The 24,455-nt window shown below is 44.4% G+C and carries 22 protein-coding genes; 7 read left to right on the top strand and 15 right to left on the bottom strand.

Translation table 11 applies throughout. The features are described 5' to 3' along the window. Window positions 1-6 precede the first annotated feature (6 nt). From AB3351_RS21080 to AB3351_RS21070, 3 genes are all read right to left on the bottom strand, one after another. A complete protein-coding gene (locus AB3351_RS21080; RefSeq protein ID WP_371149085.1) occupies window positions 7-669 on the bottom strand; it encodes a methanogen output domain 1-containing protein in 663 nt (220 codons plus the stop codon). 142 nt (window positions 670-811) lie between these two features. Continuing rightward, window positions 812-1,186, bottom strand: coding sequence for an oxidoreductase (locus tag AB3351_RS21075; protein WP_371149147.1), 375 nt, complete (start codon window positions 1,184-1,186; stop codon window positions 812-814). Between the two features lie 99 nt (window positions 1,187-1,285). Continuing rightward, complete coding sequence (locus AB3351_RS21070) at window positions 1,286-1,699, bottom strand: hypothetical protein (protein ID WP_371149084.1); 414 nt, start codon at window positions 1,697-1,699, stop codon at window positions 1,286-1,288. 206 nt (window positions 1,700-1,905) lie between these two features. Here AB3351_RS21070 and AB3351_RS21065 point away from each other — a divergent pair, with 206 nt between their 5' ends. Next, window positions 1,906-2,412, top strand: coding sequence for a DUF3995 domain-containing protein (locus tag AB3351_RS21065; protein ID WP_371149083.1), 507 nt, complete (start codon window positions 1,906-1,908; stop codon window positions 2,410-2,412). Between the two features lie 80 nt (window positions 2,413-2,492). Here AB3351_RS21065 and abc-f read toward each other — a convergent pair whose 3' ends face one another. The 5 genes from abc-f to AB3351_RS21040 all read right to left on the bottom strand — a co-directional run bounded on the left by abc-f (window position 2,493) and on the right by AB3351_RS21040 (window position 7,838). Then, a complete protein-coding gene (gene abc-f, locus AB3351_RS21060; RefSeq protein WP_371149146.1) occupies window positions 2,493-4,133 on the bottom strand; it encodes a ribosomal protection-like ABC-F family protein in 1,641 nt (546 codons plus the stop codon). 158 nt (window positions 4,134-4,291) lie between these two features. Then, window positions 4,292-4,429, bottom strand: a complete 138-nt coding sequence (locus AB3351_RS21055) for an RAxF-45 family protein (protein WP_371149082.1) — start codon at window positions 4,427-4,429, stop codon at window positions 4,292-4,294. A 78-nt stretch (window positions 4,430-4,507) separates the two neighbouring features. Next, the gene (locus tag AB3351_RS21050) at window positions 4,508-5,722 is read right to left on the bottom strand and encodes an MFS transporter (RefSeq protein ID WP_371149081.1); all 1,215 of its coding nucleotides are present in this window, start codon (window positions 5,720-5,722) and stop codon (window positions 4,508-4,510) included. A gap of 13 nt (window positions 5,723-5,735) precedes the next feature. Continuing rightward, window positions 5,736-6,194, bottom strand: coding sequence for a MarR family winged helix-turn-helix transcriptional regulator (locus AB3351_RS21045; RefSeq protein ID WP_371149080.1), 459 nt, complete (start codon window positions 6,192-6,194; stop codon window positions 5,736-5,738). Between the two features lie 132 nt (window positions 6,195-6,326). Continuing rightward, a complete protein-coding gene (locus AB3351_RS21040; protein WP_371149079.1) occupies window positions 6,327-7,838 on the bottom strand; it encodes an amidase in 1,512 nt (503 codons plus the stop codon). Between the two features lie 258 nt (window positions 7,839-8,096). Here AB3351_RS21040 and AB3351_RS21035 point away from each other — a divergent pair, with 258 nt between their 5' ends. Genes AB3351_RS21035 through AB3351_RS21025 form a run of 3 tightly spaced genes read left to right on the top strand, consistent with a single transcriptional unit; the run spans window position 8,097 to window position 12,036 of the window. Continuing rightward, complete coding sequence (locus tag AB3351_RS21035; RefSeq protein ID WP_371149078.1) at window positions 8,097-10,157, top strand: sigma 54-interacting transcriptional regulator; 2,061 nt, start codon at window positions 8,097-8,099, stop codon at window positions 10,155-10,157. 16 nt (window positions 10,158-10,173) lie between these two features. Next, the gene (locus tag AB3351_RS21030) at window positions 10,174-11,058 is read left to right on the top strand and encodes a 5-oxoprolinase subunit B family protein (RefSeq protein ID WP_371149077.1); all 885 of its coding nucleotides are present in this window, start codon (window positions 10,174-10,176) and stop codon (window positions 11,056-11,058) included. After that, complete coding sequence (locus tag AB3351_RS21025) at window positions 11,059-12,036, top strand: 5-oxoprolinase subunit C family protein (protein ID WP_371149076.1); 978 nt, start codon at window positions 11,059-11,061, stop codon at window positions 12,034-12,036. It abuts the gene before it with no gap. 101 nt (window positions 12,037-12,137) lie between these two features. Here the strand turns inward: AB3351_RS21025 and AB3351_RS21020 are convergent, their stop codons facing one another. Together AB3351_RS21020 and AB3351_RS21015 are read right to left on the bottom strand one after the other, a co-directional pair. After that, the gene (locus tag AB3351_RS21020; RefSeq protein ID WP_371149075.1) at window positions 12,138-13,388 is read right to left on the bottom strand and encodes a multidrug effflux MFS transporter; all 1,251 of its coding nucleotides are present in this window, start codon (window positions 13,386-13,388) and stop codon (window positions 12,138-12,140) included. Window positions 13,389-13,575: 187 nt separating this feature from the next. After that, window positions 13,576-15,564: an oxidoreductase gene (locus AB3351_RS21015; RefSeq protein WP_371149074.1), complete on the bottom strand. Its 1,989-nt coding sequence runs from the start codon at window positions 15,562-15,564 to the stop codon at window positions 13,576-13,578. A 431-nt stretch (window positions 15,565-15,995) separates the two neighbouring features. On the opposite strand from AB3351_RS21015, the gene AB3351_RS21010 reads away from it, so the two are divergent. From AB3351_RS21010 to AB3351_RS21000, 3 genes are all read left to right on the top strand, one after another. After that, on the top strand, window positions 15,996-17,777 hold the full coding sequence (locus tag AB3351_RS21010) for a sigma-54 interaction domain-containing protein (protein ID WP_371149073.1): 1,782 nt from the start codon (window positions 15,996-15,998) through the stop codon (window positions 17,775-17,777). A gap of 73 nt (window positions 17,778-17,850) precedes the next feature. Beyond that, complete coding sequence (locus tag AB3351_RS21005) at window positions 17,851-18,030, top strand: hypothetical protein (RefSeq protein ID WP_371149072.1); 180 nt, start codon at window positions 17,851-17,853, stop codon at window positions 18,028-18,030. Next, complete coding sequence (locus AB3351_RS21000) at window positions 18,031-19,638, top strand: sodium:solute symporter family protein (RefSeq protein WP_371149071.1); 1,608 nt, start codon at window positions 18,031-18,033, stop codon at window positions 19,636-19,638. It abuts the gene before it with no gap. Window positions 19,639-19,719: 81 nt separating this feature from the next. Here AB3351_RS21000 and AB3351_RS20995 read toward each other — a convergent pair whose 3' ends face one another. The 5 genes from AB3351_RS20995 to AB3351_RS20975 all read right to left on the bottom strand — a co-directional run. Next, window positions 19,720-21,129, bottom strand: coding sequence for an SLC13 family permease (locus tag AB3351_RS20995; RefSeq protein WP_371149145.1), 1,410 nt, complete (start codon window positions 21,127-21,129; stop codon window positions 19,720-19,722). Between the two features lie 36 nt (window positions 21,130-21,165). Next, window positions 21,166-21,714, bottom strand: a complete 549-nt coding sequence (locus AB3351_RS20990; protein WP_371149070.1) for a Fe-S-containing hydro-lyase — start codon at window positions 21,712-21,714, stop codon at window positions 21,166-21,168. 11 nt (window positions 21,715-21,725) lie between these two features. Next, a complete protein-coding gene (locus AB3351_RS20985) occupies window positions 21,726-22,568 on the bottom strand; it encodes a fumarate hydratase (RefSeq protein ID WP_371149069.1) in 843 nt (280 codons plus the stop codon). Beyond that, a complete protein-coding gene (locus AB3351_RS20980; protein ID WP_371149068.1) occupies window positions 22,556-23,923 on the bottom strand; it encodes an MmgE/PrpD family protein in 1,368 nt (455 codons plus the stop codon). Before AB3351_RS20980 ends, AB3351_RS20985 begins: the two co-directional genes overlap by 13 nt. 23 nt (window positions 23,924-23,946) lie before the next feature. After that, window positions 23,947-24,455, bottom strand: a 509-nt coding sequence (locus AB3351_RS20975) for a TRAP transporter large permease subunit (RefSeq protein WP_371149067.1), incomplete at its 5' end; no start/stop codon positions are given.

The raw sequence follows: 24,455 nt of genomic DNA, 5'->3' as shown, positions 1-24,455 counted from the left end.
AGCCAGCTATGTGATACCGGCTTGCTTACTATTTATGTTCTGCTCCTTTACCTGTTCTCGAAGCTGTTCGAGCTCAGCAAGCAGCATCATAATTGTCTCATCGCTTTTTCGCAACTCTTCATGCAGCATGCGAATCGTATGCTCTTCCCATGTAAAAGGATCGCCATGAACCGGCGTCACCGGAAGATTCTCATATACATCGCCGGCTTCCTCTCCTTCCGGCGTGAAGTATACGGCCACCTCACAGCCTGCATGGCCAAGTGCAATTCGTTTGCGCAGGCTCACCCGCCCATACCCGAATTTACGTGCAGCCATGCCGCCAAATACGCTTGATGTCATCGTGCACAAATGGGGCGCATCACGCACTGCCTCACCAAAAGGACAGGCGCTTGCTTTTACTACCACATGGTTAGGATGAACCTCAGCAATTTCAAAGCATCCGCCAATCGTATTCTTCATATCAACAATCACCTGTACGTACCGATCTACCGTCCATGCTTCCGTTCGATCGCCATAAAAACCTTCAATCCATTCACCTGTACGAATTCCGATTTGTGTGATATATTCTCTGGCTGCAGGCCCTATTGTTTTTTCATGGAGCGCTGCATATTGTGTAATCAGCTTGGAAAGAAACAAGTGTCCATCCAGTGCAGTGTGTTGATCTGTCATGCTTGCCACCTTTTTTAAAAAATATTCAAAAAAATAATCAAATCAATATGTTACATACCCATTTCAATAGAAAGTAAAACATCTTTAATCAAACCAAGGAGGACACCGCTTAATGAAAATGGTGTCCTCCTTGGTTTGAACATCAATATAAATGTTTTAGATGCAGAGAAGCATCATACGTTTCAAGCATGGTTCTGTTTTTTATCTGTTGAATAAAATTTGGATTGGCAAGTAACGGTCGACCGAATGCAGCTAAATCAATGGTGCCCTCAGCAATCACCTGCGAAGCTGCAGCAGGATGTAAATTTCCAACCCCTATTATTGTTCCATCCCAATATTTGCGTACCATTTGGTGAAATGTCAACCCGTTGGCGAAGACTTCAGTGAAGCTATTGACCGATGGATGGAGAATGGTTAGTCCGATTTCTTTATACATGCGGAGAAATGCCTTTAGAGTTTCTTCAGGGTTCTCCCACTTAAACTCCGGTACATCTTGTCCCTGATGTCCAAGACGAATCTTTATGAATAAATAGATAAATGTCGCTAAAAATAAATTGCATGCTGCCCATAGACAATGTATCCAACGACTATGGGCAGCTTTTTTGCTTGCGATTTATCAATCCCAAGCGCGTACGGTAGAATTTCCTCTCGTATCCTTAGTCAATTTGAATTCAGCCTGGTTATCTCTTCCATCAACAAAACCACCAATATCCCTATACACATAACAACCTTTGGAATCAAAGTCACCATTCGGGAATCCACCCCCATAATACTGCAGCGGAGGAAGCACCCAATCATCCTCAATCGGGTCATCTTCATTCAACCAATACGTTCCTGGTCGACTGTCCTTGCTTATGCAAATTTTAAAATCGCCTCCACCTGATTTAAAAACTCGACTTTCTTTCGTGAACACATCGCTACCGACATAGTCCCATGAGCCCGCTCCTAGTGCATCGACACCATTTGCTGATACACTAGTAGTTGTCAGCATCCATACAAACGTAATGATCATGAGTTTAACTCTCTTCATTAAAAAGAAGCCTCCTTGTTTGCGGTGTATTGTTATTTCACCTTTTTTCACACACGACCTGCTTTTGTTGACAAGTTGTCCATGCAAACATCTCCCTCGATTCCTTTTTTTACAACAACATCCAAAATGTACAATAAATTGAATTGTTAGAAAATGGACAGTTGTATATACTTACAAAAAGACAGTTGGGAGGATATGACTACAGAATGCAGAATAAAAACCTTTTTATTTATTCAGGATTTATTTGGTGTCTGATGTTTGCATGCATGAGCTTTTATTGGGCAAGTGGCGGAATGGTCGGGGTAAAATCTTTAGGCGGTGTTATTTATCAAAAAGCGATGGCAAGAGACGCAGCGTTCCTTTCAATCGTCTGGTTGACTGGCTTTATAAAAGTAGGGGGCGGGCTTTTCTTACTATTGCTTCTTAAAAAGCGGTCGAAAGTCCCGAAGAGAATTCTGTATTCCCTCTCTGTAGCAGGCGGAATTCTTCTGTTTTTATATGGGCTGGCAAACTTCGTTACTCTCATCCTTACGAGTCTGGGGTGGTTGCACCTTACGATTGATTCCTTCGCCCTTACATGGCGGCTTCTGTTCTGGGAACCGTTCTGGATGGTTGGGGGAGCGCTGTTCATCCTCTCTGGGATTGCGTTTAGGAAAAGCCATGCAAATTACAATATATCTCACCAAATGGAGGAGAAGCCGGACCCTCTCTAACACTCAGGAGTCCGGCTTTTCTCTGTTGCTTTCCCATGTCCGTCAACAAAACGCGAATGGCAGTTCAAAAAGCACACGTGCTATTGTTCATATTGTATAGCAGCCATTTTCTCCTTAGCCCAACTATAATTTCCGTTAAAGCTGTACACCTCTTGTGATGTAATCCAATAAATCCTCTCAAATAACTTATTAAGAAAATACCGGTCATGAGAAACACCTAGAATCGTTCCGTTATACTCTTCAAGAGCTTCTTCTAATACTTCCCGAGATTCAATATCTAAATGGTTCGTTGGCTCATCCAAAATAAGCAAATTCGTATCTTGATACATTAGCTGAGCTAAGCGCAGCCTCATTTTTTCTCCACCACTAAGCTGAGCAACCCTGCGAAAGACCATATGGCCATAAAATAAAAATCTCGCTAAAATTCGTCTTGCCTCTCCCTCCGTAACGTTTACTTCATTACGAAATGTCTCGATGATGGTCTCATCTGCAGCGTCAGAAAAAATATGTTGTGATAAGTAGCCGATTTTCACGTTACTTCCTATTTTCACCTCCCCTTCATCTGGATGTACTTGCTGAAGAATCAATTTAAGCAACGTTGATTTCCCTACTCCATTTTCACCAACAATCGCTACTCTCTGCTGATAAGCCACCTGCATGTAGACATTTTTGAATAACATTTTTTCTCCAAAACTCTTTGACACACCTTGGAGCTTGATCACATCATTCCCGCTCCTTTCGGCCGATTCCATGTCCAGTTTCATTTTCTTTTGTTCAAGCCTAGGTCGATTTAACTTTTCCATTCGTTCTAATGCTCTTTCCATATTCCTTGCTCGTTTATGAAGGCCTTCACTAGGCGGATTGGCTCTATTCGCCCAGTCCCGCAGACGTTTAATCGCTTCTTTCATTTTCTTTATTTTCTTTTGCTGCTCTTCATAGGCATGGAACTCTCTTAGCAGTCGCTCTTCCTTTTCTTTCACATAGCCAGAAAAATTTGTAGGGTAACAATCAACCTCGCCATTCTCTACATCCAAAATCTTATGGACAACTTCATCCAAAAAATAACGATCATGCGAGACAACGACAACGGTTCCATTATAATTTTGTAAAAAGCTGCCTAGCCATTCCACTGCCGCTAAATCTAAATGATTCGTCGGTTCATCTAACAATAAAAAATCAGGACGTTTAAGCAGCATAAGCGCTAGACCGACCTTTGTTTTTTCTCCACCGCTAAGAAAGAAAAATGGTTGATCTACTAAGTGTGTAATATGCAAACCATGAACGATTTTTCTAATGTTGGCATCGATTTCATACCCGCCCTTTACCGTGAAATGCTCTTGAAAATCACCGTACTCATGCATCAACTTTTGCAGTTTCTCCCCGTTTGTTTCTTTACTCATCTTCACCTCCAGTTTCTTCATCTTTTCTTCGATTTGCAAAAGCTCTATGAAGGCCGTCTTTAAAACTTCTTTCGTGGTTGATTTGTTGTTTGCGTCTGGAATTTGTACAAGATAGCCAATTTGGGACCCTTTTTTCCAGTGGATTTGACCAGAGTCTGGCGCTTCCTCTCCGGCTAATAACTTTACTAACGTCGTCTTCCCGCTCCCATTCCGACCAACCAGACCCACTCGATCCCTTTCTTGAATTTCAAACGATATGTTTTCAAAAACAGCGTTGCCGCCATACATCTTTTTCACTTGATTCACACTGCATGCAATCATGTCTGTTCTTCCTCCTTTACTTAAAAAAACGCGCAAAAAAGCCATGGGAAAGACACACTTCCCCATGGCTTCACTTAACAAATAAGGGTACAAAAAAAAGAGGAGCATGAAAAGCTCCTCGTACACCATCGTTATATATTGTGGGTATAGAGATGTTTTCACCGTTTTAGATTTGCTATGAAGTTGCTAAAAAAGGGCATACGTATCCCGTTAACAACTGAGACAGCAAATTTTGCACGGCTTAGATATAAAAATTCAGTCCAAAATCCGTGCACTAAAACAGCTTGATGTAACATCCTTACCCACCTCCGTCTCCTGTATATTCAATTGTATTTTATTCGTTTCAAAATAAAATTTCAAGTTTTGCAAAGCACTCATTTATGAAATGCCATGGTATTTTCATGCACAGTGTCTTCTAACATTTTTCTTGTTCTCCGATGATGTAAAAAATAATATAAAACAGCGGCAAAGGAAACTTCAATAGCCGAGAATACATACATATCCTGATACGTAGCAGCCGATGCAATACTTCCTAAAATAACCGAGCCCAGTCCAATACCAATGTCATAAAATAAAAGGTATGTGCCTGTAGCCAATCCCCGCCGATGCATCGGTGTCAGCCGCAGGGCGACGGTCTGGAAGCTTGGAAACAGTGTTCCAAAGCCTAATCCAATAACCGCTCCAGCCGTTAAAAACATCGCAGCGGTGTGCGCCTGACTTAACGCAATCAATCCCACTACATAAAGGAAAATACTCGGATATATAATGACATGTTCACCAAAACGATCAAACAAGCGGCCAATGATCGGGCGAGAGAGCACAATCATAATCGCATAAATCACATAAAAATAACTGGCAGCTTCCACCAAGCCCAGTTCCTTAGCATAGACAGGGATGAACGTCAGAATCCCGCTATAAGCAAAAGACAAGAGAAGCGCCGTCAGAGACAGCGGTACCGCCTTTGGCTCAATGAAATTCTTCCAGTGAAGCGAAGCATGCTGCCGCTCTTTTTGTGCCGCTGCCTTTTTCGGAATGCGGACCGCATTGCCGAACAGAAGCGCCATAAGAGCAAACGCTGACAGGGTGATGAACAAAACAAAAAAGCCGTAGCGGCTCGCCAGCGTCAGTCCTAAAAACGGACCCAGTACCATCGCCAGATTCATGGACATCGCAAAATAGCCGATGCCTTCACCTTTCCGCTCTTCGGGTACAAGATCGCTCGCAATCGCTCCGGTTGCCGTCGTAGCCACACCGAAGCTAATCCCGTGCACAAAACGCAGCGCCAGCAGAAATGCCACGCTGGCAACACTCAAATACAAAAAGGTAGCAAGAACAAATACAGTAACAAAAATAAGCAGCACTTTTTTTCTTCCCAGCTCATCCACCCATTTTCCCGCAATGGGCCGGAAAAGTACCGCTGCAATAATGAAGGATGTCATCACCAGACCGACCTGCTGCTCAGTTCCATCCAATGTCTCCATCACAAACATCGGCAGCGTAGCCAATAATGTGTAAAACGTAGTGAAAATAAAAAAGTTACTCAAAAAAATCGCGATAAAATCACGATTCCACAATCGTTGTTTTTGCAATACAATCTCTCCTCTATTCTCCTGTCCCACTCTTCCGATCAGCATGCAGGATATTTGCATTCATCTGAGCTAACACCTGCCTGAATATGTATAACTCATCCTCAGATATATTCTCTAGCAGCACTTTCTCAAACATCTCTTCAACAAGCGGATAGAGCTCTTCCTTTATCTCTCTGCCCTTCTCTGTGAGATAAATCAAAAATGAACGTCGATCTTCCTTATTCATTTGTTTTTGAATAAGTTCTTTGCGCTCTAGAATATCGAGTATTCTGGTTAGCGTTGCTTGATCTTTATCCACGTTACAGGACAATTCTTTCTGGCTAATGCCATCTCGGTCCGCCAAGCGCTTGATTACAGTCCACTGTTCCGGTGTAATGTCAAAGTCTTTTAGAAACGCGGCTAAAAATCGCGTAATGTTCCGCCCTGTTTGCACAGTACAATATCCAAATGATTCTTCCCAGGATGTGTTCATCTCCCGCCTCCTGCTCTATAAATACTTGCTATGCTAATTATATGTCTACAATATATTTTGTCAAATCAGCAGCTCAGTATAAACGAAAAAAGCCAGCAATTTATGCCAGCTTTTATTCATCCTTATATTTACTTATTTCGAAATTTCCTCAAGGGTTGGAGTTGATGCCGGAACTCTTCTAGGTTGGGCAGCTATTTCATAAGCATGGGCCAGTTTCAACAGCGTCGTCTCATTAAATTGCTTGCTGATCATCTCCACTCCTACTGGGATGCCTTTCTCCGTAAAGCCGGCAGGCATCGAGATGGACGGCAACCCTGTTTGGGAAGCAATCAATGTATTGGTTGGAAAAGAAAGGACCGTCCATTTTTCTTCATATAACTCGCTTTTGGTTGGAGGAAGCAGTTGTACGGTTGGAAATAAGATGGCATCTAATTGATGAGATGCCATTACATTTACAATGGCTCGACGAAATTGCTCTTGAGCTAGCATACCCTTGTAGTATTCTGGATCTTGCTCCGGATGATCCGGTCCACCAGCAATGTCTTTAAATAGATCCAGTAGCTCATGGTACTGTTGCGAGTTATACAACTCTTCGACTGTTTTGCCGCCAGGCTTTGAGGCTAAAAATTCATTGAAGTCATGCTTGGATTGCAGTAAATACATTGCACTGGCTCCGATATAGTCAGTCAATTGAGGAACACTAATTGGGTCGATAATGTGCGCCCCGGCAGCTTCCATTTTTTCTATCGCTTGTTGGACAACTTGATTAACTTGAGCTGATTCTGTATGAGAGTCAGATCCGAACGCTTCACGCAGTATACCAATGCGAGCGCCTTGCAGACCGTCTGCTGTCAACTGCTTGGCATAATTACCGGCATTTCCTCCTTGGTAGGCGGCAGCAGTAAATGAATCAGCAGGATCATAGCCAACGAGCACATCCAGTAAAATGGCGGCATCACGTACGGAGCGTGTCATCGGCCCAGGTGTATCCTGAAAATGAACGAGGGGCGACATGCCGGTCCGGCTGATCAAACCGGTTGTCACACGGACACCAAATAGATTGGTGAACGAGGCCGGAAGCCGGATTGAGCCACCAGTATCTTCACCAATGCCCACCGCACCCAAGTTGGCAGCGATAGCGGCAGCTGTACCACTGCTTGAGCCTCCAGGATCGCGGGAAAGATCATAAGGGTTTTTGGTCTCCCCTGCAGCCGAAGAGAAAGCGAACCATGAAGTAGCGAAATCAGGCAAGGTTGTTTTCCCAAGAATAATCGCACCGGCCTCACGCAATTTTTTAATTGCTGTCGCATCTTCTTCAGGGACATAATCTTTGAAAGCAACCGAGCCAAAGGTAGTCGTGATACCTTTTGTTTCAGCTTGGTCCTTTACTAGAATAGGAATTCCATGTAACGCTCCGGCAAATTCACCTGTCAACTGAAAATGCTCATCCATCTCTTGTGCTTCTTTTACTACATTTGAATTAATCGTAATGATCGAATTAATGGCAGGACCGTTTTTATCGTATGCTTCGATACGGGCCAGATACATTTCCACCAACTGTTTACATGTCATTTCACCAGAACGAATTGCAGCATGAATAGAGTCAATCGTTGCTTCCATTAATTGAAAGGGAACAGATGCCATGAGTTAACCTCCTGCGTATGTTTAGAAAGAATAGTTACAATTTTTATTTAAGCAAAATGAATGCCAATGAAAAAAGGAAATATAGAACGATAAAGTAGTAGATTTACTAAAACATTGAATCAAAAATGAAACAATTCGTTTCTATAATGAGACAAATTAGTATGAACTGTTCTTCTCTTGTTGTTTTTTGGTATAAAGTTTAAGATATGTTACAAATATGAAATAAATGGTTTATGTAGCTGACAAGGGGGAACTTAATTGATTATCTGGGAAAATATCCTACAGCCACTTTCTGCTGCTCTTCCTTATGATAGTTCGCTAATTGACGCAATCATTCATATGAAGTCACACCAGCTCACACTCAGTATAGTAACGCAAGGTGATCTGATTGTTGGTTATATCGAACTACCATTTCTTCTTGAACAGTTCACCACAGCTAACACATCAAAGCAGTCGATTTGCTACAAAAAAGATATGTTAAGAGTTCCAGCGACACATCCAGTTGAATTTTTTCATAACATCTCTTTGTATCTCGGTATTAATGATACAGGGAAAATAATTGGATATTGTAAGGCCCAAGAAGCTCAAGATCAAATGAATCGACTTCATTTGCAACATATGAACCATATTTTGGATAGTGCAGCTGTTGGTATTATTACGACTAATATGGATTTTGAGATCACGTTTGCAAATGGGTCCGCTGAGTCAATTATAGGACTGTCTAGTAACATACTTCTAAATAGAAATTATAAGCACCTTATTCACTGCGGCCGCGATATTGAAGAAGTTCTGAAAGGAAAGTCTTTTGTTAGTGTCGAGAGTACTATTAACTTCAAAAAAATGAGCGGGAACTTTTCTCCCCTTTATTATGAAGATAAAATCTATGGAATCATTCATGTATTTTTTCTAAAAGAAAAATTCGAAGAAGCTATTCAAGAACTAGAATTCGTGCGTAATTTACTTGAAGACTTCCAAGCTGTACACGCATTATCCAACGAACAAATTACAGTAGTGAATCCTTTAGGAGAGATCATCCGTGTAGCAGGTACATTCTTACAAAATTTTTGGTCGCTTAAAGACGAACAGGAATTGATTGGAATGAATTTGTTTGACATGGAAAAGGAAGGGATTTTGACTCCTAATATTTTTTTGAATTGCATGCAAAGCATGACTCGTGTATCAATCATTCAGGAACATCGACACGGGAGAAAAATATGGTCGTTAGCGACCCCTATTTTTCATGAAAAAAAATTAGAAAAGGTCATTATTGTCTCGCGAGAAATAACAGATATTGAAAGATTTCAAGATCCACTTGCAAATAGTCAAATAGAGAAAAAAAACGCTGATCAAACTGGTGACTTTGAAAAAGAATCGCTAGATCTCAACATCGTGTATCGGTCTACAATCATTGAGGACTTAGTAGAAGAGATAAAATTGATCGCGGAGGTTGATTCGACGGTTATTCTACGTGGAGAATCAGGAGTGGGTAAAGAAGTTTTTGCACACGCTATCCATATACATAGTCTTCGACATAAAGCACCCTTTATTAAAGTGAACTGCGGGGCGCTCCCTGACAATCTCATAGAAAGTGAATTGTTCGGCTACGAGAGAGGAGCTTTCACAGGGGCAGATCAGCGAGGAAAACCCGGCCTATTTGAAATGGCCCAGAACGGGACTATTTTCTTGGATGAAATAACGGAATTACCACTTCATTTGCAAGTAAAACTCTTACGGGTTTTACAAGAGAAGGAGATTATGCGTATTGGAGGAGTCAAGCCGACGAAAGTAAACTTTCGGGTAATTGCCGCAACCAATAAGGATCTTTGGGAGCTAGTCAAGCAAAATAAATTTCGAGAAGATTTGTATTATCGTATACATGTGATTCCAATCGAAATTCCTCCTTTACGAGAACGTAGGGAAGATATCATTCCTCTGGCCTTTCATTTTCTCCATACTCTCAATACGTTATACAAAAAAGAGAAAAGTTTGTCCCATGAAGCAGCGCAAGTTATGGAGAGTTATGATTGGCCAGGTAATGTGCGGGAATTACAAAATATTGTGGAGCGCCTCTATGTAACGTGTAAACATTCAATTATCACTGAAGAACAGATAATTCGCGTATTATACAAAAATACGAAAGAAAAGCCTGTTTCGCTACGTGTGGAAGGAATTATGCCTTTGAAACAAGCAGTAGAGGAAGTAGAAAGTCAATTGATTCAGATGGCTTTAAAGGAGTATCGAACAGTGACCCGAGCGGCTCAAATCTTGGGCGTTAGCAAGGCAACGCTAAGTCGTAGAATAAATAGAAACTTCATGTAATGGGAGGCGGTATATATTGTTCACGTTAAGTAAAACGAAATTCCAGTTTATCGGTGATGAATATATTTTCGCCGAAATTTCTCGTGATATGAGCCTAGAAAGCAATTTTAAAGCACTGGCAATTACCAATGATATACGAAGAAGAAATATTCCGGGCATTATCGATATTTGTCCAGCCAATGCTTCTTATTTAGTCCGATTTAATCCAGAAATTATCTCACCTATCGACTTGCAAGATTATTTAAAAGAAATTGATATTACGAAGAGCAATCCTTCTGAGTTGAATCTAAAAGTTAAGATTGTAGAAATTCCAACTTGGTATGATGATCCTGTCACTCGCGAATATTCACAGCGTTACAAATTACATCATCAAACCTCAGATTTTTCTAATTTTGAATTTGTAATGAAGATTAATGGATTTTCTGATAAACAAGCGTTTATTAACGCGCACTCTCAGATGCCTTATTTGATCACGATGGTTGGATTCAGTCCAGGTACAGCTTGGGAATTCCCACTTGGTTTACACAAAGATGAGATTATTCAAACTCCAAAGTATGTAAGCCCTAGAACGGAAACACCACGTAATTCGGTAGGAATCGGTGGAGCATTTACGGTTGTATATCCTGACTCTTTGCCGGGAGGTTATCAATTAATAGGGATGTCAGCAGTTCCGGTAATTAACATAAAAAATAGTTTAGAGGATTTGAAAGACACTTATTTTCTAGCACGCCCCGGTGATATGTGGAAACATCGACCGATTGATGAAAGTGAATACCAGCGAATCGTTACGGAGGTAAGTAAAGGAACATATCGATACCATATGAAATCCATTACCTTTGTTGCAGAAGAGTACTTGGTAAAAGGCAAGCATTATATCAAGCAATTAATGGAGGATTTTTGAATGTTAAAAATATGGGATGCCGGTGCACAAGTGACTATTCAAGATTTAGGACGTAATGGTTACCGACATTTGGGCGTATCAGCTTCCGGTGCTGCCGATCAGTATTCTTTTACGCTAGGTAACTTATTATTAGGTAATCCGCTTAATTTTGCAGGAATTGAAATTTCTCAAACCAATCTTATAGCTGAATTTCAAAAAAAAACCGTTATTGCAGTAACAGGAGCTCTAGCTGATGTTTATGTAAATAATAAAAAGAAAGCGATGTGGGAAACGATCGCGGTAAATGAAGGAGACGTGATCTCCATCAAAGTAACCGATCAGGGAGTGAATACATACTTATGCAATTCCGGTGGAGTTAATTCTAAGGAAATGTTCGGAAGTCGTGCCACATACATACTGAATACTTCTGGGATCTCTCTGGGACAAAAAATTGAAAAAGATCAAGAAATTCCGCTGGGTGAAAATTTGCCGGGAGTATTCAAACAACTGGGTAAAAGAATTCCACAGGAATATATCCCGACCTTTCCCTCTATGATCGAAGTACGTGCTGTATTTGGTCTTTCTAGCTACCGAATCTCGGATCAAGGACTCCAATCATTCTTAAATGCTGAATGGATAGTAATGCCAGATTCAAATCGTGTCTCTTATCAATATAAAGGAACAAATGTATACTTTCAGGAATACGATGCCCCATTCGGTGCTGGTAGCAATTCATCCAACGTGGTTGATATCGCCTATCCAATGGGCGTCATCATGGTTCCAAATAATCAGGAAGTAATCGTGATGCTTAGGGATGGGATGACAGGAGGAGGCTTTGTCACAATTGGAGCTGTAATTACACCTGACCTCGATTTAATTTCACAGTCTATACCAGGCCAACAGACTCGCTTTATTGCTGTGACTGTTGAGCAGGCGGTTACGGCAAGATTAGAGAAGAAAAAAAGGATTGAAGAAGTAGGACAGTTACTCAGGTTTTGAAATTAAAAGCCACATTAAAAGGTCTAATTTCCTTATTTCAGAGAAAATTGGACCTTTTAGTGTAACGATTAGAACTAGTACGACATATTAAATTGAGATCCTTACTTCTCATCTACATTTTGTTGACTCTCTCTTCTCGCTCTTACAAACAACATATAGCATAACAACGCTCCAACATCCGCACTGGCAATAACCACTCCCATCGGTACTGCTGTTTGGCTCCCTCCGATACCGACCAGCGGCGCCAAAATTGCACCGAAAATAAAGGAAAGCAGACCAAGCAAAGCAGAAGCGCTTCCCGCTGCCTCTTTTTGATCCTGCATGGCAAGCGAGAATCCTGCCGTTGTGACCACACCAACGCTTGATACGACTAGGAACAACGGTAATAAAATCGCCAGCAGCCCCGCCCCCATTCCAATCATCACAAGCAGTGTCACACCGCCGCATGCTGCAATAACTAATCCACTTACAAATAGTGTCGCTTCACGCACTTGACCAGCAAGCCTTCCGGTCACCTGACTGGCAATAATAATTCCTACACCATTGATTGCAAAGAATAAGCTGAACATCTGGGGTGAAGCACCGAAAATGTCCTGGATCACAAAAGGCGAGCCGGATATGTAGGCAAACATTGCAGCAACCACAAGCCCTTGTGAGAGAGCATATCCCATAAACGTACGGTTGCGCAGCAGCTTCGCAAATACGGTCAACGTAGGAAGAATGCCCGCTTCTGAGCGTCGTTCTGCAGGAAGTGTCTCCGGCAAACCAAAACGGACAGCCGCAAACATGACCATTCCAATTACACTGAGCACAATAAAAATCCCCGGCCATGAAACAATGCGAAGGAGCTGCCCACCTATGACTGGAGCCAGAATAGGAGCCGCTCCATTTACAAGCATCAAGAGTGAGAAAAACTTAGTTAACTCCACTCCCGAATACAGATCGCGCACAACCGCACGTGAAATCACAATCCCCGCCGAGCCAGCCATCCCCTGAATAAAACGGAGCGCAATCAATATGCCGACCGAGGGTGCAAATGCACATAACAGAGAAGACACCGCATACACAATAAGGGCGATAAGCAGCGGACCTCGTCTGCCGCGCATATCGCTTAACGGACCTGCCAGCAGCTGACCAAACGAAAGACCGAGCAGACAAAAGGTAAGGCTAAGCTGAGCTAACGATGTGGTTGTATTCAGCTCCTTGGCAAGTGCTGGCAAGGACGGTAAATACATATCCAGCGATAGCGGTCCAAAGGCCGACAAAGAACCCAGCACGAATGCAAGCCATATTCTATAGGATCGTGCGGAAGGCTGTTCTCTGCTCTCTACCTCACTTGTAAAATGATTCATCCTTACGTTCCTCTCCGATTTTTTTCATGTAACTATATTTATTACATGAAAATTGTAGGCGATATTCCTCGTTTTGTCACCTGGAAGACGTTTCTTCTCGCTGGTTTCTTTCCACAACCGATGTCGACGTATCAAAATAAAAGAAGATCACCCTATTTATGCAGGATGATCTCCTCTTTATTCTTCCTTAGACTTGTACGGTAGCCGGAACGCCGCCAATATCCAATGCAGCAGTCATTCCCTCGTACGTGGCTTCTTCTAGCGTACGCGGTGCGAGACAATCCCCAATCTGCCGAACAAGCGGTGCCAAATCCTTCACTCGTTCATATAGTTCTATATTAGGAACTCGCCCTAGCGATAAGACAACCGTATCCCATTGCTCTATCTTCTCGACCTCATGGGTAAATAAGTTTCGAATAAGCACATGGTCTTCCTGAATACCGCCAAAATCATAATGCGGGCGCAAAGACACCTGAAGCTCATAAAGCCGCTTCAAGTATTCATTTCGAAGATATTGATGAATGTCTTGTCCAATATGAAGCTTAGCGGAGACAAGTGTAACCTCATGCCCGCTCTCCGCCAGGAATACCGCTGCCTCAACCCCAGGCCAATCACCGGCAAAATCAAATACAAGCACACGCTTTCCTATGTTCTGCGGCGTTCCACTAAACAGACCATCCACAGACAATACACGCGGATCATTCACTCCCTCTACATGCGGTAGATATGGTTTTGAGCCGACTGCACAAATGATGGCGTCCGGCTGCAGCTGGGCAATATCATCCCGGCCTACCTGCCGTCCTAGCTTTACGTGTACGGTACTGCGCTCTAGCTTCTTTGTATAGTTATCGAGCATCGTCTCCGCCACTTCCTGGCGCATAGGTGCCCGCCGCATCGTCCGCAGCAAGCCGCCAACGGCATCATCCCGGTCAATTAACGTTACCTCATGCCCCTGTTCATCCGCAGTTAAGGCGGCCTGTAATCCAGCGGGGCCTGCACCGATAACGAGAACACGCTGCTTATCCTTTGGACGCTGTATAAGCGGCAGCAGTGCAGCCTCTTTGCCTGTCACCGGATTCTGTACGCACCCGATCGCAATGCCTTTATGATAGTGGCCGATACACGCCTGCAGACAGCCAAGGCATGCATCGATGGATTGAAGATCTCCCTGCATCGCTTTGTTTGGCATACCAGGGTCTACAATCAGCGCCCGTGTCATCCCCACTACATCGGCCTTTCCGGATGCTACAATCTGCTCGGCTTCTACCGGATCAACAATGCGTGAGCCAACGAATACAGGAACGGCCCCAGCCATCCGAATCTTAAATCCATGCGCAGCAAGATAGGCATGCTTCATAGGAGATGGTGGCACGATATGTGTAGAACCAGCATACGTACTCGAATCACCTGCCGTAACATTGATGAAATCAACCCGTGTCTGCTCAACCAGGTATTCCACAATACGTACAGCATCTGCTACTGTTGCCCCGTCCATCGTCATCTCATCCGCACTCATGCGGATGCCCACCGTATACTCTTCTCCTACTGCCTTCCATACACGCTTCATCACTTCTACAATGAAGCGCATCCGGTTCTCAAAGGAACCTCCATATTGGTCTGTGCGATGATTAATCTGACTGGACCAAAATTGCGCGGGAAGATACCCATGTGAACAACAGACTTCTACCCCATCTAGTCCCGCTTCTTTGGCTAGTTTAGCTGATATGGCAAACCCTTCAATCACCGCTTCAATCTCTTCTAGATTCATCGGCTTTGGCATCGCGCCGAATCGCAAGCTAGGTTCAGCGGACGGTGCCCATGCCGCATTGCGGTAATCACTTGATACTACTTCCCGACCACCGTGAAATAGCTGGGCAAATACCTTTGTTCCGTATTTATGCATCTGCCTGGCAATATCCGTGTAAGCCGGCACAATCCTTTCATCGTAACCAGCAATCGTATGCGTCGTCAGCATACCGGATGTGTGCACGGCCGCCGCTTCTAATACAATCAGACCGACTCCACCTTTGGCGCGGGCCATATGATAAGCGGTCATATCCGTTGTCGGAATTCCATCTACCACATGATTGGTCTGATGCGCCGTACTTAGAATTCTGTTTTTTAATTCGGTTGTCCCGATGGTTACCTTTTCAAATAAATGTTTAAATTGAGCCACTATCTGTTCACTCCTCCGCAAATATACTTCCAATCCTCTTTCTATAAACAAAACTTGCAGCCAAATGAGCTGTGGTAATTTTATGTAGAAGCAATGATCATGCCAGATTCGTACCAACAACCCAAAAAATGTATGCATGTATCCAGACACAAACGAAACACGTACCTCTGCTTCGTTGCTAATTAGCTGGATCGCTGATGCAATTTATTCTCTCTTCAAAAATCGAACCTTTTATGCAACGATGTGTTGCATAAAAGGTTCGAATTTAACCCCATTACAAAATTTATTTTTTGCACAATAAAGCGTTTACAAAACAACGTATTCGAGAGAAAATAAAAAAATAAAAAATATTCTATCTTTTCTATTTTTAGAGAGGAATCGATGCAAATTGTGTTCACTTTAATCCGTACTACAGAATAAGGAGGCTTCATATGACCAAATTACCAGCAAATGAGACGCTTACCGTCTTTTCCGATACAAGTTTGTTGGAATTAAAGGGGCTGGCAGCTCTTAATGCTTTCCCGATCCTTATTGTCGATGATGCTCTGCACATTATCGGTATTCTAGAGGAATACATTTTTTGGAAAACGATCGCTCTAGGAGGCTGTGAAAAACCGCTGGATCATTACTTAAATACAAGCTTCTACATAGTTCGTTCATTGGATGACATCAATGAAGAGATGAGCTGCTCGTACGACTACTTCATTATCGAGGACCATAAACACTATCAATGTTATACCGCGTTGGAGGTTACTACCTACCAGCAGCAGCAAAAAGTCGACAGCCTGTTAAAATTAAATGAATCGCTGCACGAGCAGCTAGAAAACGCCCGGAAGGAGAATAAAGAATGGATACAAATTCTGCACTCCTCCTATGACGAAATCTACGTAACAGACGCACAGGGGAAGACACTTTTTGTCAGCGAATCCTGTAAGAAGTTCACGGGCCTTCCCCCGGAGGCTTATGTGAATAAGAGTATTGAGGAGCTCGTAAAAAAGGGACTAATCGTGAATTCCGTTACACTAAGAACGATGAAAACAAAAACAGTACAATCCGCCGAGCAAACCTATCCGAACGGAAAGACCGTCTTTACAACAGCTAAGCCTGTATTTGATGAAGAAGGCAAGCTATACCGTATCGTCTCCAATGCCCGTGATATTTCCGAGCTGGTAGAGATTAAGCATAAGCTTAAGCAGACTGATGCACGAATGAAGCAGCATAATCTCACAAAACATCCACAGGAGAAAACAATCTTCTTTAACAAGCTGATTACCCAATCGGACAATATGATTTCTGTCATTGAGATGGCGGAAAAGGTGGCACCGATGGACTCCTCAATCTTCATTCATGGTGAATCAGGTGTCGGGAAAGGGGTGCTGGCAAAGATTATCCATGAATTAAGTCCACGTAAAGACAAACGATTTGTGCAGGTAAACTGCGGAGCGATCCCGCCCAATCTGATCGAATCGGAACTATTCGGCTATGAATCAGGGGCCTTTACCGGAGCAAGCAAGCAGGGGAAAACCGGACTCGTAGAGATGGCAGACGGAGGTACATTGTTTCTTGACGAGATCGGAGAAATGCCGCTTGATCTTCAAGTAAAAATCCTTCATCTCGTTCAAGAAAAAACCTTCAAAAAGGTAGGTGGAACGAAGGAAAAACAAACGGATATCCGCATTATTTCTGCGACCAATAAAAACCTGCGTCAAATGATTCAGGAGAAAACATTCCGACAGGATCTATACTATCGTCTTCATGTCGTGCCCATCCGCATTCCTCCGCTTCGCGAAAGGAAAGAGGATATCGGACTGCTTATTGACCGCTTTCTCGATAAGTTCAATGAAAAATACAATCAGTCTATCACATTAGATGAGAGCTCTCGCCTCATTCTTCAACTGCACGAGTGGCCGGGCAACATTAGAGAACTGGAGAATCTAATCGAACAAATGGTTGTAACGTCAAGGAAACCTATCGTCTCTATTGAAGATCTGCCATTTCATTTTAATAAAGAAGGCCGTCCATCCATGGTTCAAGTATCAGGAATTATGCCGCTCAAACAAGCGGTTGAAGAAACGGAGAAGCAAGTGCTTTCTTATGCGCTGACCAAACACAAAACAACAAGAAAAATGGCCAAGGCATTGGACGTAAATCAGACGACAATCATGCGCAAGCTGCATAAATACCAGCTTACCTCCAGCCAATCGTTAGAATAATCAAAACATGGTATAAAAATTGCTACAGTAAACAGTAGACACGAATAATTTATTGTAGCGAGGAGGTCCACAAATGGGCGAATTTCTTTTCAGTATTGGCTATGGAGGGTCCCTGCTGATTATCGGGCTTTGTACACGTGCGTTTCTTCGGAGAATGGAGCAGCAAGCTACTTGTGCACAACAGGAGATGGAGTTGGAGAAGAAAAGAGAAAATACCGACGCTGCTGCTTCGTACGGAAAGGTAGGGATGTAAATGATTTTTACGGTTGGTATTATTATCTCGTTTATCGTGTATGTATTGATCGGTGTCTTCTTATCACAAAAAGTAAAAAGCTCCGAAGAATATTATGTATCGGGGCGCAGCGGTTCGACGCTCATGATCACAGGGACATTGGTCGCCTCTTTTCTAAGTACGGTTTCCTTTATGGGCGAAGCCGGTTTTTCGTATGAAGGCTATCCTATTCTTTTGCTTATCCTCGTTATCTTTAATGCGAGCGGATACGTATTCGGAGTCTTCTTGTTCGGACGGTATTTACGCAGAAGCCAGTCCTTAACGGTTCCTGAGTATTTTGGCAATCGCTTTCAATCCAATAAGGTTCGCATGGCGGCGGCCATTACTACCGTGCTTGGGGTCGCTGCTTACCTCGTGGCGGTTACGCAGGGTGCCGCTGTCTTGCTGTCTGAGATTTCGGGAGTATCCTATACGGTCGCTTTATTAATTATGTGGATCGTCTATTCTTCCTTTACCATACTCTCTGGCGCAAAAGGTGTTATGGTAAATGATACAGTCATGTTCTTTTTATTCTCTATTGCCACCTATCTTGCTTTTCCCTTCATTATTAAAGCGGCCGGTGGCTTCCCTTGGGCGATTACGAAGGCGGCGCAATCAACGACCCGCCCTGATCTGCTAAGCTGGCACGGCATTACCGGACCTCAAGCGTCTATGGGTACACCGTGGGAAGCGTTGGCCTGGGCTGTTATTTTCGGATTGGTATGGGGAGCTGTTATCGCCATCAGCCCATGGCAGAGCAGCCGTTATCTGATGGCAAGAAATGAACATGTCGCCATCCGTTCCGGTGTATGGGCAACCATCTCCATTATTACAATCTATTTATTTCTTCATATCAGTATCTCTACCATTACAACAATCAAGTCCGACATCGCTCCACCCGAAAAAGTATTCATCTGGGCGGCCATGAATATTGTTCCCACCTGGCTTGGTGTCATTATTGTCAGCGGTATTATGGCAGCAGCTCTCTCTTCGGCTTCAAGCTTTCTACAGCTTATCGGCAGCAGCATTACAAGGGATCTGATGGAGCAGGCACGCAATAAAACGTATTCAGATAAACAACTGCTGCGAGCGAGTCGTATCTCCATGATTGTCATCAGTATTGTCATCCTGCTGATCGGATTATGGCAGCCGCCGTCCGTCATGTGGATCGGATACTTCGCGGCTACGCTGTTCGCCGCCTCATGGGGGCCGGTGGCATTTGCAAGTGTATATTCAAAAAAAGTAACCAAAAGCGGTGCCTTCTGGAGCATCATTGTTGGATTTTTGGGTGTCATTCTCGGAGAAAGTCTTAAATCTCTTGGTGTGCCCCTTCCTGTATACGCCAATCCGGTTATTATTGGTGTGCTCCTCAGCACAGTAACATTATTTACCGTATCTAGATTCGGTATCGTAAGCGATGGGGAACGAGCCTATCAGGAGAGAATTCTAAAACGTCCGATTGATCCGAATGAGTCAGAAGAGATGACCATAACGCGCAGGTATCCCGGCTATCTAATGATGAGCGGCATTGTTATTATTGCAATTACATTCGCTTTCTATTATTGGCCTATCTCTCTCGCCATGCCGTAAGTCCATATAAAAGCGAAAAGAACCCGCAGCCAACAAAAAAGGGCTGCGGGTTCTTTTCACTTCGTTCACAACTTCCCTATCTCAAGACATAAACCCCATCCATCTCCACCAGGTAGCAGCCGTCAATAACGTAATGACTATGGAAGCCAGCGTGGCCCATAAGCCAGGCAGGAAGAATTCGCGCTGTCTGATATAACCGCTGGCCTGTACCAACACATTCGGCATTGTCTCTACTACAAGAATAAAGCCGAATAGACAGGTCAATGCCGCCGTAAAAGCAACCACGACCGGATCGGCTCCCGCTTTGCTGGCGATACCGATTAGAATGGGCAAAAGAGTAACGATAGCGGTTGAGACATTTGACACGCCAAGATGGTAAATCTGTGTAAGCAATACCACAAACAAAACGCCGAGCAGCGGGGTATGCAGACCGTTCGTCAGCCATCCGTGCTCTAATAGGCCGCTAATATAATCAATGGCTCCTGTCTCGTTTAATACTCTGCCAAGCGATAGTGTAATTCCTAGAATAAATACGGTGTCGAGACTGATCTTGGTGGTATGCTCCCATTTGGTTACGCCGATACGCGGCATACTAAGCACAACAACAGCAAGAATCGCTGGGATAGCCGGGACCATATGATGCAGAGATTCCGTCATCCACAATGCTACGGTACCTCCAAGAATAAGCAGGCATCGCTTCTCCGGCGCTGTTAGGGGACCAAGCTCGCGGTATCGCCGCTCCATCTCTTCTTGTATGCCTACAATCTCTTTCACTTCCGCCGGATAGGAACGCAGCAGGATGTACCATACTGCAGGAATAAGCAAAAACCAGATGGGAAAAGCAAGCAGGAACCACTGCATATAGGAAATATTAGTATGAAGGTACATATTTAGAATCTCAACCGCTAATACATTGCCGATCGCTGCCGGTAAAATAGCCGTACCGCTGATATTCCCGCCAAAGGCAACGCCAAGCATGAATTGTCTGCGAATGTTAGGGTGGGCCTGATAATCGAATGTTTTCATCACATGAATGATAGCCGGAAGCAATAAACTCGTACGTACTGCCGTAGCAGGAATGAATAAGGCCTGAATCTGTGAGATCATCAGAATGCCCGCTAGGATGCGTGATGTCGAAGAGCCTACTTTCATTAACACATAATAGGTTAGGCGCTGAATCAACAGTGTATCATTTACAGCCTTCGCCATCATCATCCCTGCAATAATAAGAAAAATAGCCCCGGAAGCAAATCCGCTTAATGCGGTATCAAGTGGTACCACCCCCGTGATACTGATGAGCAAAAGAATTAAAAAGGATGTCTGGCCAATAGGAAATGTCTCTGCAATCCACAATACAATCGCAAGCCCTGTAACCGCAAGGGTCATGCGCGCTGCATAGCCTACTTCCTCCGGCAATAGAAAAAAGAGTGCGCCAAACACAAACGCACCCGCTACTCCGCCCATCCACTTTTGCTTAGCCTCTTTATTCATATCCACTTCAGCCTCTCTATCCTCTCTCTTTATCCGCTACCTATGTCTGTATTGATTCTCCCCCTGCTCATATAGATCATGACCATGCGTATCGTTGATCACAATTGCAGGAAAGTGATCTACCTCCAACCGATATATGGCCTCTGTTCCTAAATCTTCGTATGCTATAACGTTCGCTGAGCGAATGGTTTTAGCGATCAAAGCCGCCGCTCCACCCACCGCCGCAAAGTATACGGCGCGGTGGGCCATCATCGCTTGCTTGACGGCCTCACTTCGTTTTCCTTTTCCAATCATACCCCGCAGACCTTCCGCAAGCAGATCTGGCGTATAGGCATCCATCCGGCTGCTTGTCGTAGGACCTGCCGAACCGATGACCTCCCCCGGTTTGGGCGGTGTCGGTCCGACATAGTAGATGATCTGACCGTCCATCTCGATGGGAAGCGACTCTCCCCGATCAAGTGCCTCCTGCATTCTTTTATGTGCGGCATCTCTCGCCGTATAAAGAATACCCGTCAGCTCCACTCGATCACCCGATCGCAACTCTGCTGCCTGTTCTTCTGTCAGCGGAAGCTGTATGTGCTTCATATACACCCTCCTTATACGACAGCCGTTTTGTGACGGCTCGCGTGACAATTAATGTTGACGGCAACCGGCAGACCCGCAATATGAGTCGCAAATACTTCAATATGCACATCCAATGCGGTGGTTCGCCCGCCCATTCCTTGCGGTCCAATACCAAGGCGATTGATATCTGCCATTACTTCTTCTTCTAGCTTTGCGATGTCAGCCCGCTCATGCCGCTGACCAAGCGGACGCAGTAACGACTTTTTTGCAAGGTAGGCTGACTTCTCGAATGTACCGCCCAATCCAACCCCGACAACCATCGGTGGACATGCGCTGGGTCCTGCTAGCTTTACCGTCTCAATAATAAATGCCTTCACACCTTCAATTCCATCGGAAGGCTTTAGCATTTGCAAGCGGCTCATATTCTCACTTCCGAATCCTTTGGCTGTCATATGCAGCGTACACGTATCGCCTTCTACAAGTTCTACATGAATGATCCCAGGCGTATTATCGCCTGTATTCTGTCTTCGCAGCGGATCCTCTATGACAGAAGCCCGCAGGTATCCTTCTCCATAGCCTTGTCGAATTCCTTCATTAATGGCGTCATATAGCCGCCCTCCCGTAATCCGACAATCCTGACCTAATTCAACAAAGAAGATCGCCATCCCCGTATCCTGGCACATCGGTACACGCTCTGCCGCAGCGATCTCGGCATTAGCAATCAACTGATCGATGACGCTTTTGCCGACCGGTGATTCTTCTGCTTGAGCCGCCTCTTGAAATGCGGCTACTACGTCACCGCTTAACTCGTAATTTGCATCCATGCACAGCTTTTTTACTGCGGCCGTAATCTGATCTACATTTACTTCTCGCATAATTCTTCTCCGACGAACTGTACTACCCATACATCACTAGCGGCCGCCGCCTTCTCTATGCTCATAACCGCTTGAATCAATCGTTCACGTTCCTCTTCTGCAAGAGCTGCGGTCAACACGCGGAACTTCTCTATTAATTCAGCGGCTGATACCGGATTCTCCGGATCACCTTTCGGATAATCGGTAGTAAACTCCATACACTCCCCATTTTCTAGCTCCACTTCTACTCTTGCGCCCCACTTGTTCGGATAGGCTGCATGAATAGCAGGATCAACTTGGACGGAAATTCTCGGCATAACCGCTCGAATGTCACGATCATAAAGCGCCTCCTCCGTAAAATCAGGAAGAGATGTCTTCCCGGTAACTAACGTCAGCGCAACACAATATTGAAGGCTGAACTTCGATGCATAGACAGTGTGTGGATCAGGGTTATCGGTAATATTGACAACATCCTGATACGTGTAGACCCGGATAGATTTTACATCATCAGGTTGTATGCGTTTATCCATACGCAGCAATTTTATAAGATCCATCGCATGATGAGTATGGCGGCAGGACGCATGTACCTTGAATGAATTTTCCATAATTTTAAATACACGGCCGAGCTGACTCGTCATCTTATCTGCATCATACGATTCAGACATCGCTTCAAAAAATCCCCGCTTACCTTCAAAGATTTTTTCTGCCCCCGTAAATCCCTTCTCTGCAAGAAGGGCGGCAAGCACGCCATTCATCGCAGCCTTTCCAGGATGCAGCTGCTTAGACATCGCGCCTGTTTCAATGAACTCCCATAGACCGGCGGCCTGTGTTCCGGCATTGCCCAATGCATGCACCATCTGCTCTTCATTGAGGCCAAGTAATTTTCCCGCTGCCGCCGCCGCACCAAACGTTCCGCAGGTGGCTGTATTATGCCAATGATAATAATGCGACGGTCCAACTGCTTCCCCCACCCGATAACATACTTCATAGCCAAGGGCGATGGATACTAATAGCTCCTGTCCGCTCGCTCCCCGCCATTCTGCTACTGCGAGCGCAGCAGGAATAACGACGGTCGCCGCATGGACGATGGACGCTTTATGAATATCATCAAGCTCCACGATATGACTTGACGCTCCATTGATAAACGCCGCTTGCTGAACTGAAGACTTGCCACCTGTTATAAGGGTAGCTTGCGGATGACCGCCTGCCTCCTCTACCATCTCTTGAATCATGCGGATCGGTGGTGTATTCCGGCCGGCAATGGCAGAGCCCAACCAATCCAGCATACATAACTTCGTATATTCTATAGCCTCCGCAGGCATGTCTTCATATGTTGCTTGCACAAGGTAAGAAGCAAGCTGTCGACTTATACTCATCGTATCTCTTCCTTTCTACTCTATTATTCCATCATACCCGGCAGCCAGAGAGAGAGCTGCGGGAAGATCACAAATAAGGCCAGCACCACAATGAATAACAGGATAAACGGGATGACCCCGCGTACGACCACTTCGAGCTTCTCCTTCGCAATCCCGCCTACCACAAACAAGTTCAGACCGACCGGCGGCGTAATCATCGCCAGCTCCATGTTCACCGTCATCACGATCGCGAAGTGAATCGGATCGATCCCCAGGTGCTTGATGATCGGCAGCAGGATCGGCAGCGTGATCAGAATGACTGAGACCGCCTCAAGGAACGTACCCATAATAAAGAACAAGATATTGACGATTAAGAAGAACACCCATTTATTCATGTCGCTTTCCGCAATCCAAGCACCGACAATTTGTGGTACCTGTTCATTGGTCAGGTACAGACCAAACAGGCTGGCGGCAGCAATAATCAAGAAAATCATCGATGTAATATTGATCGTCTCGACCATAATCGGGCGAATATCCTTCCAGCCCATCTCCC

Origin of the sequence: Aneurinibacillus sp. REN35, assembly GCF_041379945.2 — a bacterium.
Lineage (GTDB): Bacteria > Bacillota > Bacilli > Aneurinibacillales > Aneurinibacillaceae > Aneurinibacillus.
The sequence above is the reverse complement of the archived record's forward strand: the minus strand, read 5'-3'. Positions and strand labels throughout refer to the sequence as shown.